The sequence below is a fragment of the Nocardioides imazamoxiresistens genome, from assembly GCF_032378595.1.
Taxonomy (GTDB): Bacteria; Actinomycetota; Actinomycetes; order Propionibacteriales; family Nocardioidaceae; genus Nocardioides; species Nocardioides imazamoxiresistens.
Map to the genome: position 1 here is coordinate 443,232 of NZ_JAVYII010000003.1, position 15,247 is coordinate 458,478.

The 15,247-nt window shown below is 74.2% G+C and carries 18 protein-coding genes and 2 tRNA genes; 12 read left to right on the forward strand and 8 right to left on the reverse strand.

Features of this window, described 5'->3' with window-relative positions:
- The first annotated feature begins 41 nt into the window (after window positions 1-41).
- The gene (locus RDV89_RS09105) at window positions 42-431 is read left to right on the forward strand and encodes a DUF4446 family protein (protein WP_315732663.1); all 390 of its coding nucleotides are present in this window, start codon (window positions 42-44) and stop codon (window positions 429-431) included.
- A gap of 25 nt (window positions 432-456) precedes the next feature.
- Here the strand turns inward: RDV89_RS09105 and RDV89_RS09110 are convergent, their stop codons facing one another.
- Window positions 457-2,028, reverse strand: a complete 1,572-nt coding sequence (locus RDV89_RS09110; protein WP_315732665.1) for a bifunctional phosphatase PAP2/diacylglycerol kinase family protein — start codon at window positions 2,026-2,028, stop codon at window positions 457-459.
- 112 nt (window positions 2,029-2,140) lie between these two features.
- Between RDV89_RS09110 and serS the strand changes: the two genes are divergently transcribed.
- Genes serS through RDV89_RS09130 form a run of 4 tightly spaced genes read left to right on the forward strand, consistent with a single transcriptional unit; the run spans window position 2,141 to window position 5,804 of the window.
- Window positions 2,141-3,418, forward strand: coding sequence for a serine--tRNA ligase (gene serS / locus RDV89_RS09115; protein WP_315732667.1), 1,278 nt, complete (start codon window positions 2,141-2,143; stop codon window positions 3,416-3,418).
- A complete protein-coding gene (locus tag RDV89_RS09120; protein ID WP_315732668.1) occupies window positions 3,411-4,259 on the forward strand; it encodes an HAD family hydrolase in 849 nt (282 codons plus the stop codon). The genes serS and RDV89_RS09120 overlap by 8 nt, the downstream gene beginning before the upstream one ends.
- A gap of 4 nt (window positions 4,260-4,263) precedes the next feature.
- A complete protein-coding gene (locus RDV89_RS09125; RefSeq protein WP_315732670.1) occupies window positions 4,264-5,121 on the forward strand; it encodes an HAD family hydrolase in 858 nt (285 codons plus the stop codon).
- Window positions 5,118-5,804, forward strand: a complete 687-nt coding sequence (locus RDV89_RS09130; RefSeq protein WP_315732671.1) for a hypothetical protein — start codon at window positions 5,118-5,120, stop codon at window positions 5,802-5,804. The genes RDV89_RS09125 and RDV89_RS09130 overlap by 4 nt, the downstream gene beginning before the upstream one ends.
- 4 nt (window positions 5,805-5,808) lie before the next feature.
- On the opposite strand, the gene RDV89_RS09135 is transcribed toward RDV89_RS09130, so the two are convergent.
- Both RDV89_RS09135 and RDV89_RS09140 read right to left on the reverse strand, forming a co-directional pair.
- On the reverse strand, window positions 5,809-6,456 hold the full coding sequence (locus RDV89_RS09135) for a bacterial proteasome activator family protein (RefSeq protein ID WP_315732672.1): 648 nt from the start codon (window positions 6,454-6,456) through the stop codon (window positions 5,809-5,811).
- Window positions 6,457-6,497: 41 nt separating this feature from the next.
- A complete protein-coding gene (locus RDV89_RS09140) occupies window positions 6,498-7,466 on the reverse strand; it encodes an NAD(P)H-quinone oxidoreductase (RefSeq protein ID WP_315732673.1) in 969 nt (322 codons plus the stop codon).
- Window positions 7,467-7,490: 24 nt separating this feature from the next.
- On the opposite strand from RDV89_RS09140, the gene RDV89_RS09145 reads away from it, so the two are divergent.
- Genes RDV89_RS09145 through RDV89_RS09155 form a run of 3 tightly spaced genes read left to right on the forward strand, consistent with a single transcriptional unit; the run spans window position 7,491 to window position 9,562 of the window.
- Window positions 7,491-8,279, forward strand: coding sequence for a carbon-nitrogen hydrolase family protein (locus RDV89_RS09145; protein WP_315732674.1), 789 nt, complete (start codon window positions 7,491-7,493; stop codon window positions 8,277-8,279).
- Window positions 8,280-8,290: 11 nt separating this feature from the next.
- Window positions 8,291-9,280 carry a hypothetical protein gene (locus RDV89_RS09150; protein ID WP_315732675.1) on the forward strand — a complete coding sequence of 330 codons (990 nt, stop codon included), beginning with the start codon at window positions 8,291-8,293 and terminating at the stop codon, window positions 9,278-9,280.
- Between the two features lie 48 nt (window positions 9,281-9,328).
- On the forward strand, window positions 9,329-9,562 hold the full coding sequence (locus RDV89_RS09155) for a biotin/lipoyl-binding carrier protein (RefSeq protein WP_315732676.1): 234 nt from the start codon (window positions 9,329-9,331) through the stop codon (window positions 9,560-9,562).
- 49 nt (window positions 9,563-9,611) lie between these two features.
- Here RDV89_RS09155 and RDV89_RS09160 read toward each other — a convergent pair.
- Together RDV89_RS09160 and RDV89_RS09165 are read right to left on the reverse strand one after the other, a co-directional pair.
- Window positions 9,612-9,699 (reverse strand) — tRNA-Ser (locus RDV89_RS09160).
- A gap of 36 nt (window positions 9,700-9,735) precedes the next feature.
- A complete protein-coding gene (locus RDV89_RS09165) occupies window positions 9,736-10,131 on the reverse strand; it encodes a hypothetical protein (RefSeq protein WP_315732677.1) in 396 nt (131 codons plus the stop codon).
- A gap of 102 nt (window positions 10,132-10,233) precedes the next feature.
- Here RDV89_RS09165 and RDV89_RS09170 point away from each other — a divergent pair, with 102 nt between their 5' ends.
- The 3 genes from RDV89_RS09170 (at window position 10,234) to RDV89_RS09180 (ending at window position 11,472) form a co-directional block, all read left to right on the forward strand.
- On the forward strand, window positions 10,234-10,689 hold the full coding sequence (locus RDV89_RS09170) for a hypothetical protein (protein WP_315732678.1): 456 nt from the start codon (window positions 10,234-10,236) through the stop codon (window positions 10,687-10,689).
- 100 nt (window positions 10,690-10,789) lie between these two features.
- A tRNA-Ser gene (locus RDV89_RS09175) sits at window positions 10,790-10,883 on the forward strand.
- A gap of 409 nt (window positions 10,884-11,292) precedes the next feature.
- Window positions 11,293-11,472: a hypothetical protein gene (locus tag RDV89_RS09180; RefSeq protein WP_315732679.1), complete on the forward strand. Its 180-nt coding sequence runs from the start codon at window positions 11,293-11,295 to the stop codon at window positions 11,470-11,472.
- 167 nt (window positions 11,473-11,639) lie between these two features.
- Here the strand turns inward: RDV89_RS09180 and RDV89_RS09185 are convergent, their stop codons facing one another.
- Entirely contained in the window at window positions 11,640-12,887 is a 1,248-nt protein-coding gene (locus RDV89_RS09185; protein WP_315732680.1) for a sensor histidine kinase, read from the reverse strand.
- Complete coding sequence (locus tag RDV89_RS09190; RefSeq protein WP_315732681.1) at window positions 12,884-13,516, reverse strand: response regulator; 633 nt, start codon at window positions 13,514-13,516, stop codon at window positions 12,884-12,886. Before RDV89_RS09190 ends, RDV89_RS09185 begins: the two co-directional genes overlap by 4 nt.
- Before the next feature lie 329 nt (window positions 13,517-13,845).
- Between RDV89_RS09190 and RDV89_RS09195 the strand changes: the two genes are divergently transcribed.
- Window positions 13,846-14,088 carry a hypothetical protein gene (locus RDV89_RS09195; protein WP_315732682.1) on the forward strand — a complete coding sequence of 81 codons (243 nt, stop codon included), beginning with the start codon at window positions 13,846-13,848 and terminating at the stop codon, window positions 14,086-14,088.
- A 48-nt stretch (window positions 14,089-14,136) separates the two neighbouring features.
- Here the strand turns inward: RDV89_RS09195 and RDV89_RS09200 are convergent, their stop codons facing one another.
- A complete protein-coding gene (locus tag RDV89_RS09200) occupies window positions 14,137-15,102 on the reverse strand; it encodes a LuxR family transcriptional regulator (RefSeq protein ID WP_315732683.1) in 966 nt (321 codons plus the stop codon).
- Window positions 15,103-15,247: the final 145 nt, after the last annotated feature.

Here is a 15,247-nt window from a genome sequence, read left to right on the forward strand (position 1 = left end):
GGGCCGCCGCCGACGGCGGCCCCGCGTCTAGGCTCGCCCGCGTGTGGATCGTGGTGGTGCTCTCCCTGGTCGTCGGCGTCGCCGGGCTCGCGGTCGGGCTGTTCGCGCTGCGGCGCACCGGCTCCGACGTCGGCGAGGAGGGGCTGCCGAGCGACGTGCTCGGCCTGCGCCAGGAGGTCGCCGCCCTGCGCGCCGAGGCCGCGGGGGCGCTGCGCCACCTCGCGGTCGTGCGCTACGACGCGCACGGCGACATGGGCGGCCACCTCTCGTGGAGCCTCGCGCTCCTCGACGACGCCGGGCACGGCACCGTCGTGACCTCGATCCACGGCCGCAGCGAGGCGCGGACGTACGCGAAGACCGTCACCGCCTGGAGCAGCGAGCAGCAGCTCTCGCCCGAGGAGACCGAGGCGATCGGCGCCGCGCGCCCCTGACCGGGCCCAGCAGCGGCGGGACCGCTCAGCGCGGCACGCGCACCAGCAGCCGGCCCTGCACGCACTCCATCCGCAGCTCGCGGCCCGAGCCGACGGAGTCGCCGTCGAGCTGGCGCGGGGTGTCGGTGTGGGCGCGGACGGTGACGGTGCGGCCGCTGAAGCGGTTGATCAGGTCGTCGGTGCGCGAGCGCTTGCTGAGCACCCGCAGCGCCAGCGGGATCCACGACCAGAACCGGCTGGGGTGCAGCAGCACCACGTCGAGCATGCCGTCGTCGATCGTGGCGTCGGGCAGCAGGGGCATCCCGGCCTGCAGGTAGCCGACGTTGCCGACCACGACGGTGCGGGCGCGGTGGGTCGTCGGCTCGCCGCCGTCCACGACGATGTCGACCTTCACGGCCGGGAACATCAGCGAGCGCAGCGCGGACAGGACGTACGCCAGCCACCCCACGCGCTTCTTGATGTCCTCGTTGACGCCCTCCATGATCGCGGCGTCGAAGCCCATCCCGGCCATCACCATGAAGTGGGTGTCCTCGATGCCGTCGCCGCCGACGCGCACCATGTCGATGGCGCGGTCCTGGCCGTTGAGGCCGACGTCGATCGCGGAGCGCAGGTAGAGCGGGATGTCGAGGTTGCGGGCCAGCAGGTTGCCGGTGCCGGCGGGGATGATGCCGACGGGTACGCCCGTGCCCGCGAGCTCCGCGCAGACCTCCCGGACCGTGCCGTCGCCGCCGCAGACGAGCACCAGGTCGGCGCCGGCGGTCGCCGCGGCGTGCGCCATCCCGGTGCCCGGGTCCTCGACGGTCGTCAGGTGCCAGGTCGGCTCGTCCCAGCCCGCCTCGGTCGCCTGCCGGGTCACGGTGGCGCGGAACGCGGCCTCGTCCTCCACCTTGATCGGGTTGAGCACGACGGCGAGGCGCTTGGAGGAGCCGGGCACCTCGGGCAGCGGCTCGGCCTTGTCGGCGATGCTGCGCGGCAGCGGGGAGTAGACGGCCAGGCCCAGCAGCACCATGCCCGCGCCGAGCAGGAACCCGCCGACGACGTCGCTGGGGTAGTGGCGGCCCAGCAGGATCCGGTCCGCCGCGACCAGCGCCACGACGAGGATGCCGGCCGCGATCGCGATCCGGCGCACCGCGCGGCGGCGTACCAGCATCACCGCGATGCCCAGGCTGACCCCGGCCAGCGCGGTCACGCCGGAGACGTGGCCGGAGGGGTAGGAGTAGGTCTCCAGCGTGCCGACGACGTCCTGCCAGTCCGGTCGCGGACGGCTGACCAGCAGCTTGATGCCCGTCGTGGCCAGGGAGGTCGCGAGCATCACGCCGACGACGTAGACCGCTGCGCGGCGGTACGCCCGCACCACCAGCAGCGCGAGCACCAGCGTCATGATCGTCAGGCCCACGGTGCCGAACACGACCTCGACCACGGCCAGGACGTCGCGCAGCCAGTCGACGTCGGTGCGCCAGGCCTGCGCGCCCTCGCCGCGGTCGTCGAGCGCGGCGAGCGGTCCCCAGCCGCCGGTCGCGAGCGCGCCCACGACCCCGACCAGCACGAAGCAGACGAGGGCCCAGCCGAGCTGCAGGCTGCGGGAGCGGTCGAGCACGCGGTCTCCTTCGTCGAGGTGGGGGTGGGCGGCGCCGGGCCGTGCGGACCCGGGAGGGGCCCAGGAGAGTATGCCTGCCACGTGCGTGCGGCCCTGCCGATAGCCTCGCCCCATGATCGACCCGCGCCTGCTCCGCGACGAGCCCGACCGCATCCGTGCCGCCCAGGCGAAGCGGGGCCTCTCCGACGCGATCGTCGACGAGGCGCTGGAGGCGGACCGCTCCCGCCGGGCCGCGATCGTCGCGTTCGAGGACAAGCGGGCGCAGCAGAAGCAGCTCGGCAAGCTGATCCCCCGGGCCTCGCCCGAGGAGAAGCAGCAGCTGCTGGCGCAGACCAAGGAGCTGGCCGCCGAGGTCAAGGCCGCGGAGGAGCAGCAGAAGGCCGCCGAGGAGGCCTGGCAGGCCGCCCTGCTCGCCATCCCGAACCCGGCGGCCGAGGAGTCGCCGGCCGGCGGCGAGGACGACTTCGTGGTGCTCGAGACCGTGGGCACCCCCCGGGACTTCGCGGCCGAGGGCTTCGAGCCCCGTGACCACGTCGAGCTCGGCCGCCTGCTCGGCGCGATCGACCTCGACCGTGGCGCCAAGGTCTCGGGCAGCCGCTTCTACTTCCTCACCGGCATCGGCGCGCAGCTCGAGCGGGCCCTGCTCAACCTCGCCATGGACCAGGCCCGCGAGGCCGGGTTCACCGAGGTGATCGCCCCCTCGCTGGTCAAGCCGGAGGCGATGGCGGGCACGGGCTTCCTCGGCCAGGCCGCCGACGACGTCTACCGCATCGAGGGCCAGGACATGTACCTCGTCGGCACCTCGGAGGTGCCGATGGCGGCCTACCACTCCGACGAGATCCTCGACGGGGCCTCGCTGCCGCTGCGCTACGCCGCCTTCAGCCCGTGCTTCCGCAAGGAGGCCGGCTCGCACGGCAAGGACACGCGCGGCATCATCCGCGTGCACTGGTTCGACAAGGTCGAGATGTTCGTCTACACGACCGTCGAGGACTCCTTCGCCGAGCACGAGCGGCTGCTGGAGTGGGAGAAGCAGTTCCTCGACAAGCTCGAGCTGGCCTACCGGGTCATCGACGTCGCCGCCGGCGACCTCGGCCTCAGCGCGCGCCGCAAGTTCGACTGCGAGGCGTGGATCCCCACGCAGGGCAAGTACCGCGAGCTGACCTCGACGTCGAACTGCACCGACTTCCAGACCCGCCGCCTCGACACGCGCGGACGGTTCGAGGACGGGGTCGCGCCGGTCGCGACCCTCAACGGCACGCTGTGCGCCATGACCCGGACCATCGTCGCGATCCTCGAGACCCACCAGCAGGCCGACGGCTCCGTGCGCGTGCCCGTCGCGCTGCGTCCCTACCTCGGCGGCCGCGAGGTCCTGGAGGTGCCCGGTGCCTGAGCAGCCCGCCGGCTGGCGGCCCCGCCTGGTCGCGCTCGACATCGACGGCACGCTGCTGCGCTGGCGCGACGACGACGCCACGCCGCACGAGGAGGTCAGCCCCGCGGTGCACGCCGCCGTCCAGCGGGCGCTGGCGGCCGGAGCCCACGTGGTGCTCTCCAGCGGCCGATCCATCGACTCCATGACGCCGGTGGCCGACCTGCTCGAGCTGCGCGGCCACCAGGGCGCCGACGGCGACGACCGGCTGTGGATCGTGGCGTCCAACGGCGCCGTGCTGACCCGCTACGCCCCCGTCGAGGTCGTGCACGAGGAGACGTTCGACGCCCGCGAGGCGGTGCGCGCCGTGCTCGAGCTGCACCCGAGCGCGCTCGTCGCGGTCGAGGAGCGCGGCCGGGGCTACCGCGTCAACCGACCGTTCCCCGACGGGGAGCTCGACGGCGAGCTGGTCGTCACCGAGGTCGACGAGATGGTCGCGAAGCCCGTCAGCCGCGTCATCATCCGCGACCCCGACGCCACCGCCGAGGACTTCGTGGAGATGAGCGGCAAGCTCGGCCTGCACGGCACCGACTACGTCGTCGGCTGGACGGCCTGGCTCGACCTCACGCCGGTCGGCATCTCGAAGGCCTCCGGCCTCGCGCACGTGTGCGAGGCGCTGGGCGTCGACGCCGCCGACGTGCTCGCGATCGGCGACGGTCGCAACGACCTGGAGATGCTGGCGTGGGCCGGTCGCGGGGTCGCGATGGGCCAGGCGATCGAGGACGTGCGCGCCGCCGCCGACGCGGTCACCGGGCCGGTCGACGAGGACGGCGCGGCGGTCGAGATGGACCGCTGGTTCGCCTGATCCCATGACCCGCCCGCCCCGGCTCGTCGCCACCGACCTGGACGGCACGCTCCTCGACGCGGCCGGCCGGGTCGGCGAGCGCACGCGCACGGTGCTCGCCGAGCTCGACGACCGCGGCGTCCCCGTCGTCTTCGTGACCGGGCGCCCCGTGCGCTGGATGCACCACCTGTGGCAGGAGGTCGGCGGGCACGGGCTGGCGATCTGCTCGAACGGCGGCATCGTCTACGACGTCGCCGCCGGCGCGATCCGCGACACCCGCGCCCTGCCCGGGCCGGCGCTCCTCGAGCTCGTCGAGCGGTTGCGCCGCGAGCTGCCGGGCACGGTCGTGGCCTACGAGACGACCGACGGCTTCGCCCGCGAGCCCCGCTGGACCCCGCGGCGCGCGGACGACGGCGACCTCGCCGACGTCGTCGTCGACGACCTGGAGGCCTTCGCCGCCTCCGGGCCGGCCTGCGTCAAGGTGCTGGCGCGCGCCGACGACGCCGACCCCGAGGCGTACTGGCACCGGCTCGAGGACCTCGTCGGCGACCTCGTCACCGTCACGTTCTCCTCCACCTCCGCGCTCGTCGAGATGAGCGCCGTGGGCGTCACCAAGGCCAGCACGCTCGAGCTGCTGTGCGCCGACCTCGACGTCGACGCCTCCGAGGTGGTCGCCTTCGGCGACATGCCGAACGACATCCCGCTGCTGAGCTGGGCCGGCCACGGGGTGGCGATGGCCGGGGCGCACCCCGCCGTGCGGGCGGTCGCCGACGACGTCGCCGGCGACCACGACGACGACGGGGTCGCACGGGCCTTGGTGGCGCTGTTCGGTCTGGCAGGATGGGCGGCCGACGACGAGGCCGACCACGGAGGTACGCGATGAACGACGCTCGACGCGCAGGCCGCGCCGCTCGCGGCGGGGCGGGGCTGGCCGCGCTGGCCCTCGCGTCCGGCGCCGCGATCGCGCTGCCCGCCGCCGCGTCCGCCGCGGCGCCGAGCGCGAGCGCGACCTCCGGCTCGATGACGACCCAGGTCCCGACGACCGACTGCCCGGGCGACTACGTCCAGCAGGTGCAGGAGGTGCCCGACGTCGTCGCGGGCACCGTCGTCGCCGTCGAGGAGACCACCGGCCCCGAGCCGGACGTCCCGGCCTACCAGGTGGCGCTGCGCGACGTCCGCCCGCTGACGGGCGACGTGGAGGCCACGGCGGACCTCGCCGTCCTCGCCGTCGGCCAGCCCGGCGCGGACGCGATCGTGCCGGTGGCCGAGGAGGGGTACGTCGTCTTCGTGACGCCCCGCAACGACGAGTCCGGCGCCGCCTTCGGCGCGCGGCTGTGCGACTTCGTGCCGCAGGCCCAGCAGGCGCAGGTGCAGGACGCCATCGCGGCCGCCGACGCGGAGGCCGAGGCGGGCGACGCCGCCGCCACCGACTGGACGAGCCTCGAGGCGGGCGACGGCACCGACTACGGCGCCGCCGTCCTGCCGGGCGTGCTGATCGGCGCCATCGGCGCGTTCGGCCTCGCCGGCACGGTGCTGCTCAGCGCCGTCGTCGGCCGCCGCCGCTGAGCCCCTACAGGTACATCCCGCCCGACTCGCCGGAGCGCTGAGCGCCCTGGCCCGGGGCGCCGGGGAACCCGGGCTGGCCGGGGGCGGGCTGACCCGGCTGACCGGGCTGGCCCTGCTGGCCGCCGGGGAGCGCGCGCCGGATCTGCTCGAGCTGGGCGCGAGCCGCCATCTGCTGGGCGTAGATCGCGGTCTGGATGCCGTGGAAGAGGCCCTCGAGCCAGCCGACCAGCTGGGCCTGGGCGATCCGCAGCTCGCTCTCGCTCGGCGTGCCCTCGGCGAACGGCAGAGAGAGGCGCTGCAGCTCCTCGACGAGCTCGGGCGCGAGGCCGGCCTCCAGCTCCTTGATGGAGGACTGGTGGATCTCCTTGAGGCGGTTGCGGCTGGCCTCGTCGAGCGGCGCCGCCTTCACCTCCTCGAGGAGCTGGCGGATCATGCTGCCGATCCGCATCACCTTCGCGGGCTGCTCGACGAGGTCGCGGGGGCTGGTCTCGCCCTCGTCGTCCTGGTCGCCGGTCTGCGCGAGGGCGCTCGCGGGCACGGCCGCGACGGGCTGGCCGTCGGGGCCGATGATCACGACGTGCTCCTCCGCGCCGTTCCGCCCGGCCGGGCCGGGGCGGGTCGCGGACTGCTGCTCCTCGGGCGTCTCGCTCATGTCGACCAGCCTAGGCGGGCCCGCGTGACGACCCCGGCGGCTCAGGGGACCAGCAGCACCTTGCCCGCGTGGGCGGAGTCCTCGAGGAGACCGTGGGCGCGGGCGACCTCGTCCAGCGGGACGCGGTCGTGCACGATCGGCCGCACGTGCTCGGAGCCGACCAGCGGCCACACGCGGGCGACCACCTCGGCGCAGATGGCGGCCTTCTCCTCGGCCGGCCGCGCCCGCAGCGAGGTCGCGATCACCGACGCCCGCTTCGCGAGCAGCCGGCTGAGATCGAGCTCGCCCTTGGTCCCGCCCTGCATGCCGATGACGACGAGCCGTCCGCCGGTGGCCAGCGCGTCGACGTTGCGCGCGAGGTAGCTGCCGCCCATGTTGTCGAGCACGACGTCGGCGCCGCCGAGCTCGCGGAGCACCTCCACGAAGTCCTCCTCGCGGTAGTCGATCGCCCGCTCGGCGCCGAGCTCGACGCACAGCTCGCGCTTCTCGGGCGAGCCGGCGGTCGCGAGCACCCGCGCGCCGAGCGCCGAGGCGAGCTGGATGGCGAAGGTGCCGATCCCGCCCGAGCCGCCGTGCACGAGGAAGATGTCGCCCTCGCCCAGTCCGGCGGCCATCACGACGTTGGACCAGACGGTGGCGGCGACCTCGGGGAAGGCGGCGGCCGTCAGCAGGTCGACCCCGGGGGGAAGCGGCATCACCTGGCCCGCGGGGACGGCGACGTGCGTGGCGTACCCGCCGCCGGCCAGCAGTGCGCACACCTCGTCGCCGACCGACCAGCCCTCGACCCCCTCGCCGAGCGCGGCCACACGGCCGCTGCACTCGAGCCCGAGCACGTCGGTGACGTCCGGCGGGGGCGGGTAGAAGCCGCGGCGCTGCAGCAGGTCCGCGCGGTTGACCGCGCTGGCGGCCACCTCGATCAGGACCTCGCCGGGGCCGGGCTCCGGGTCGGGCAGGTCGGTGAGCACCAGGGCGTCGAGGCCACCGGGCTCGGGGGCGATCACCGCACGCATGGCGTCGACCCTACGCTGGCGATCATGACGTCCCCCCTCGCCGTCGCCCTCGTCCAGGAGGCCTCCGGACTCGACCCCGCGGAGAACCGGCGGCGCGCCGCCGACCTCGTCGACGGGGCGGGCGTGACGGCCGACCTGGTCGTCCTGCCCGAGGTGTTCGCACGGGACTTCGGCAAGGCCGGCTCCGACGTGGCGCCGTTCGCCGAGCCGCTGGACGGGCCCTTCGTCACGACCCTCGTCGAGGCCGCCGGCCGGGCCGGCGCGACCGTGGTCGCCGGGATGTTCGAGACGTCCGAGGACCCGGAGCGGCCCTACAACACCCTCGTCGTCGTCGACGGCGACGGGCTGCGCGCCTCCTACCGCAAGATCCACCTCTACGACTCGTTCGGCTACCGCGAGTCCGACCGCCTCAGCGCGGGCGCGACGACGCCGGTGACCGTCGAGGTCGGTGGCTTCCGGCTCGGTCTCGCCACCTGCTACGACCTGCGCTTCCCCGAGCTGTCCCGCAGCCTGGTCGTCGACCACGGCGCCGACGCGCTCGTGGTCCCGGCCGCCTGGGTCGCGGGGGAGGGCAAGGCCGAGCACTGGCGGACCCTGACCTCCGCGCGCGCCATCGAGAACACGGCGTACGTCCTCGCGGTGGGCCAGCCCGCCCCCCGCTACACCGGGTTCACCCGCCTGGTCGACCCGCTCGGCGGCCTCGTCGCCGAGGCCGGGGGCGACGGCGCCGAGGTGGTCGTGGGCGAGCTGCGTCGCGACCTCCTCGACGAGGCGCGCAGGACGAACCCGTCGCTCGCGAACCGACGGTTGTAGCCTTGGCGGCCGTGCCCAAGGCCCTCGACCTCACCCCCGCCCGCCGTCTGACGGCCTGGTGGGTGCTCGTCCTCGGTGGCCTCGCCCTCCTCTCCGCCGGTGCCACCGGCCTGCTGCCCGAGGCCGCCGCCGGCGGCGTCGGCGCCGTCGCGGTCTCCAGCGGGTACGCCTGGGCGCTCGCCGCCCGCACGGGCGGCCGGCCGCTGGTCTTCGGCGCCCTGGCCGCCGTCATCGGCGTGGTCGTGCTGCTCGTGGACACCCAGGTGCTGCGCACCGGCGCCGCGGTGGCGACCTGCACCCTCGGCGCGGCGCTGGGGGTGATGGCGACCGTGCCCGCCCGACGGTTCCTGCACGCGGCGCGCGAGGTCGTGATCGCCCTCGTGATCGCGGGCGGCGCGGCCGTCGGCGCGGTGGGCTACGGGCCCACGGTCTCGGTGGTGCGGTTCGAGTACACGGCGCTGGCGCTGTCCTTCGGCGTCGTGCTCGCGCTCGTCTACCGCCTCGGTGCGGGCCTGCACGGCCTGGGCCGCCGCGGCGTCGTGGGCGCGGTCTTCGGGTCGGTGGTCCTGCTGCTGATCCTCGTCTACGGCGAGGCGCTGGAGACCTACAGCGACACCTCACTGCTCGACAGCTGGCAGAGCCTGCGGATGTGGGTCCGCGACACCCTGGGTGCGGTGCCCCGCCCGATCCAGGCGGTGCTCGGCATCCCGGCGCTGGCCTGGGGCGTCTACATGCGCGCCCGGCGGCGCCAGGGCTGGTGGTTGTGCGCCTTCGGCGTCGGCGCGACCGCGCCCGTCGCGAACAGCGTGATGAACCCGGCCGCGACGCTGGTCGAGGCGCTGCTCGGGGTCGTCTACTCCATCGTCGTCGGCCTGGTCGTCGCCTACGTCGTGGTCCGCATCGACCTCGCCCTCACCGGCTCGCGCGGCTCCCGGGCGCGGCGCGACGAGGAGCGCAGCGCCGTGCGGCCCGAGCCCTCCCGCACCCGCCCGCTGCTCTGAGCGGGCCGGACGCGTGCGTACGCATCGGTAACGGCTAGCGTCGGCGTCATGGCGCGCAAGCAGGTCGTGGAGGTCGTCGCGGAGATGGTGGCGTCGGTGGTCGAGGTCGGGTGCGCCGTCGGCGACGCGGTGACCCCGCAGAGCACCGTGCTGCTGCTCGAGTCGATGAAGATGGAGATCCCCGTGCACCCCGAGCACGCCGGGCGGGTGCTCGAGATCAAGGTCTCCGCGGGCGACGTCATCCAGGAGGGTGACGTGCTCGTGGTGCTCGACCCCGCCTGAGCCGGTAGGCCCGGCGGCGTCGGCGGCTCAGGCCGGCCGGGCCGGGCGCTGGCAGAGGGGGCGGGATTCGAACCCGCGGTGGGTCTCCCCACGACCGCTTTCAAGGCGGTTCCGATAGGCCACTCCGGCACCCCTCCACGTGCGGCGGACCGGGGTCCGGCGCGCACGGTGCGTCAGTCTAGGGCGGCCGGGCGCGGCTCCGCCCGCGTGGCGGCGACCACCTCACGCAGACGCGCCACGTGGTGGTCCACGTCGACGAGCAGACGCATCAGGTCGCGGCGCACGGCGTCCGGCTCCGGGCTCTGCAGGACCAGGTTGTCGAAGATGCGGATCCGCTCCAGCAGCATGTTGCGCGCGGTCAGCAGGGTGGTCTCGCCCGCGGCCGTGGCGTCGCGCCAGGCGGCCGTGTAGGTGTCCGTCTCGGCGACGAGGAGGTCGCGCACGGCGCCGAGCCGCTGACGCACCGTCCAGCGCCAGTTGCCCAGCGCCGGCCCCTTCCGGCTGTGCGGCGGGGGGAGGGCGTCGAGCGCGACGTGCAGGGCGTGCAGGGCCGGGGTGGTGCTGCGCACGGGACCTCCCGGGGCGGCTGGTCGGGGCGGGGGACGGACGATCAGATCGATCGTAGTCGACTGTGACGACGGTCACTCGCCACCGTGCGCGACAATGGTCGGGTGCAGCAGCAGGACATCCGCATCGCCCCCGCCTTCGCCGCCCGCATCCTCGGCTTCGCCGTCGTCGCGCTCGGCCTGGCCATCCTCGTGCTCGTGGTGGTCGCCACCCTCGCCGACCTCTCCGCCGGCGTCACGGTCGTGGTCGCCGCCGTCGGGCTGTTCGCGATCGGCGTCACCGGGCTCTACCTGGTCAACCGCGCGGTCGCGCTGCGGATCACCGACCAGGGCTACCGGCTGCGGTACGTCCGCGGCGCCGGCGTCACCCGCGCCCGCTGGGGCGACGTCGAGGACGCCGTGACGACCTACGTCGCCGACGCCCCCTGCGTCGTGCTCCGCCTGCGCGACGGGGGGAGCACCACCATCCCCGTCGAGATCCTCGCCATCGACCGCGAGCGGCTCGTCGCCGTCCTGCAGGAGGCCCTGGAGCGCGGCAGCGGGCTCAAGCGCCTGCGCTGATCCCCACCGGATCCCCACCGGATCCACACCGGATCCCGGCCGTGATCCGGGCCTGATTCGCAGCCGCGCGGTACGCCTTGTAGCCTGTGCGGGCTGTCGGGGAGGCGTCGCCTAGTCAGGTCTATGGCGCCCGCCTGCTAAGCGGGTTTGGAGCTACAACTCCATCGAGGGTTCAAATCCCTCCGCCTCCGCCAGTGGTGGCCACGAGCCCCCGGTGAGCCCTCGGGCCCGCCGGGGGCTCGTGCCGTCCCGGGGTCGACGGTCGTCCGGGGTGGCCATTGCCGGGAGCGCCGCGATGGCGCATGATCCGGACGCCGGGACGTCCCGGCCGCGCCGTCAGCCGTGCCTCCGAGCCCCTCCCCGACCCGCCCGTCCCATCCCCTGCCGACCCGTCGCCGGGGCCCGCGCCGACGCCCGTCAGAAGCAGCCGAACACCCCCTCGGGGACGCTCGGCAGCACTGTTCTGCATTTCTCTGCATTGCACAGAGATGACCCAACAGATGGCTCCCGGAGGGGTCGGGCATGCCGCAGTATTGAGGAGTCGGCCCGTCCGGGGCCGCCAGTCCGTACCAACCGTCTCGGCCATGATGAGGGAGCACGAACATGACGATCATCCGCCGCGCCGGCATCGCCCTGGCAGCCACGCTGGTCAGCCTCGGCGCGATCGGCGCGACGTCGCAGGCCGCCCACGCTGACACCAGCTGGGGCATGAAGAAGGTCTCGATCGTCAAGACGCAGCCCGGGCAGGTGTCTCCCCAGGACACCAGCTGGGGCATGAAGTGAGCTCCTGCTCCTGACCCCCCCGCCGGTCCCCACGACCGGTTGCACAACTCCACAGACTCCTGAGGCGAGGGCCCAACCCAACCCCCACAAGTTCGGTCCCTGCCACCCCCCGGCTCGCTTCAGGTGATGGACGGTGACGCGCTCTGCGCGTCACCGTCCTTGTGCGTTCAGGGTCGTGCAACTTCCTGCAGGTCCTGGGGCCGGAGGACGTCGGCGAGCTCGCGACCCATCTCCGCCGGAAGGCTGGCCCGCGCGATGGTCCCCGTGGGCTGTCGCGGGGAGAGCTCGAGCGAGCCGCCGAGGCTCCGCAACCGTGAGGTGTGCGACGCGAGCCCGACGTGCCCCGACCGCACCTGCTCGCCGGGTGAGATCCCGGCCGCGAGGCCGATGCCGTCGTCGCTGACCGTCAGCTCGACGTGGTCGCCGTCGCGGCAGAGCTCGACGAGCACGTGCTCGGCGTGGGCGTGACGCAGAGCGTTGCGCACCAGCTCCCGCCCGGCTGCGTACAGCACGTACGCACGGCCCGGGTCCAGGTGGCCGACGGCCTCGACGGCAGCGGTGACGGGCACGCGGCCGTGGTCGGTCGACTGGCGGACGAGCTCGCGGACCGCCTCCTCGAGACCGAGCTGGGAGAGGACCTGCGGGTGGAGGCTGGCGACCGTACCCCGCAGGTGTGCCGTCACCTGGACCAGGAGCTCCTCCGCCGCCGCCACCCGGTCCGGGGCCGCCGTCGTGTCGGCGATCTGCTCCAGGAGCCGCCGCACGGCGATGACGTCCTGCAGGGGGCCGTCGTGGAGGTCGTCGGCGAGACGGGTGCTGGCGCGGACGTCGGCGACGAGCAGCTGCGCGGTGAGGCTGTCGTGCGCCAGGCGGGACTCGTTCTCGACCCGGGCACGGTGGGCCAGGACCAGGGAGAGGGCGGTCGTGGTCAGGGCCATCCAGGTCAGGAGCAGGAAGTGCATCCACACTATGCCCGAGATGTACGGCCCGCCGCGCACCGCGAAGTTCTGCAGCCAGATCCCGGCGTACCCGGCCGCCACGAGGAAGCCCACCGCCGCCGTGAGGAGCGGGCGGTAGTAGAAGACGGTGAAGACGGGGTAGAGGTAGAAGACGGGCGTGATGTAGGAGGTCGCCCCGGACGAGCCGAGCGCCATCGCGACGAACAGGGCCAGGTCGACGAAGATGCTGGCGGGGCCGGCCCACGGAGCGACGTGTCGCCGCCGGGACCACCAGAGCGTCAGGCCGCCCCACACCGCGAACGCCCCCACGGCCGCCGCGTAACCGATCCAGTCGTCACCGACCTCGTGCAGCACCGGGGCGAGCACCAGCAACGGCACCAGCAGAGCGATGCGCAGCAGAGCCGTCACGGTGTGCACGGAGGCGAGGATGCTGGATCCCAGGGTCGTGCGGGTCACTGCAGGATCCCGCGTCGCATCGCCTCGGCGACGGCCGCTCCACGGTCGCTGACGCCGAGCTTGTCGTAGATGCGCTGCAGGTACGTCTTCACCGTCGAGAGGGAGAGGTAGGTCTCGGCGGCGATCGACGGCGCCGACCTGCCTGCTGCCACCGACTCCAGGATCTGCCGCTCGCGGCCGCTCAGCGCGACGGCCGGTGCGGCGCTGCGACGGCGGCGTACCTCGTCGAGGAGCTCGGGCACCAGACCGCCGGGCAGGAAGTCGCGACCTGCAGCGACGTCGTGGACCGCTCGCAGCAGCGTGCTGCGGTCGCAGTCCTTCGAGAGGAAGCCGGCGGCCCCGCTCTCCACGCAGCGCAGGACGATGCCGGGGTCGGTGAAGGCGGACAGCAGCAGCACGCGCGAGGGCAGCCGCTCGAGCGCGACCTGCGCCGCGACCGCGGCACCGTCGAGGACCGGCATGCGGAAGTCGGTCAGGACCACACGGGGTCGGAGCTCGCGGACCGCAGCGAGCAGGGCCTCGCCGTCGTCGGCCTCGGCCACGACGGACACGCCGGAGGCCGCGGCCAGCATCTGGACCAGGCCCGCTCGGACGACCGGGTGGTCGTCCCCGACGGCGACTGTGAGCATCCCTACCTCTCCCTGATCAGGGTGACTGGCGGCAGCGCCGCGGGCCCAGCATGCGGTGGGGGCATGCGACCCGCAACCGGAACGGCGTAGCGGCCGACGGGTTGTCGGTCGATCGGTGGACACGCCGTGTCGTCCGGTCGTGCAGCACTCGGTCGAGCGGCAGCGGCGAGCCCGCCGCCTCGCCTAGCGTCGACGACGGCTCGACGACTCGAGTGCTCGTCCCGCCCACGACCCGACTGGGGGAGTCCCGTGATCCGACGACTGCGACGCAGGGTCCGCTGCCGATGGCGACACGGTGGGGCCTGCCCCCACGTCGAGCGGCACCACCGGTGAACGTGGACGCGGCGGTCCTCGACGGGGAGGGACGTCTGAGGATCGAGGCCTCGCAGCCCGTCCACCTGCTGGTGCTCAGCGCGGACCCGCGCACGGGCGACGGTGCGTTCCTCAGTCTCGAGGCCCGTCGCGGCACGAACGTGGTCCGGCTGCCCCTCGACCGGCCGGGGGTGTCGGTCGAGGTCGTGGACGTCGCCACCGGCGCGGTGTACGCCCGCCTCGGTGCGCCCGAGGACTGACGAGCCCGGCGTGCCCGACGGAGCCGGCGACCGTGTCCCGGGCGGGCCTCAGTCGGCGGGCCGCTCGTGGCCCGAGACGCCCCGCTGGCCCATGGTGTAGCCGAGCTGGAAGCGGGTCTGGGCCTCGAACTCCTCCTTGAGGTCCGCGACGTAGCCGGCGTACGTGCGGGGGCTCACGCCCAGCCGCTTCGCGCTGACGGGGTCGGCGTGCCCCTCGATGAGCATCCGGATCGTCATCGCGCGCTGCTCGGCGGCGATGTCCTTGAGCATCGACGTCTCGTTGTTGGTGAACGCGCGGGCGCGCTCCCAGTGCCGCTCGAACATGTCGACGAGGTACGCCACCAGCGACGGCTCGCGGATCGCCAGCGCGACCGTGTGGCCCTCGCGCCCCGGGATGATCGCCGTGCGGCGGTCGACGACGATGAGGCGGTTGAAGAACTCGTCGAGGGTGCGGACCTCGGCCCCGCGGGCCGTGACGGTCGCGACGTACTTGTGCGTGATCGAGCTGCGTCGCGCCGCGTGCTGGTAGAGCGTCCGCATCGTCAGCCCGCGGCCCAGGGCCGCGACGTCGCGCTCGGCGGCGCGCGCGAGGGCGGCCGCGTTGCGTCCCACCTGCGGCTGGGCGGTCAGCAGCTCCGACTCGGCGTCCGCGACGATCGCCGCGATGTAGGGGTCGATGGCCTCGCCGCGGATCTCGGTGACCGGTCCCGAGGCCGGCTGCGGGGCCTTGCGCCACGCCTGTGAGAGGGAGCCGAACGTGCGCGCCCAGGCCGAGGACTCGGCGAGCAGTTCCGCACCGCGCTGGCCCAGCGGCGTGACGACCTGCGACGTGGCGGTCGTCGGGTCCATCGCGGACCACCGGTCGGTGCGCGGGTCGCGGGTCAGCAGCCCCAGCCCCACCAGCAGGGCGTGCGCCTCCACCAGCGCGCCGCCCGGCGCGAAGCGCGGGTCGTCGCCGGCGAGGCCGCCCGCGAGCGCCTCGTCGTAGAGCGCGATGCCGTCGTCGTCCAGCACCGCGCGTTCGTTCGGTCCTACGTCCACCACCGCACAGGCCCTCCACCCCCGTGGATCCAACCCCGGCCCCGATGATCCCACGTCGGGGTCGCCGGGGCGCGGGTCTCGCCGGGCGGCGACCGCGACGGCGTGTCGCGAGGCGGTG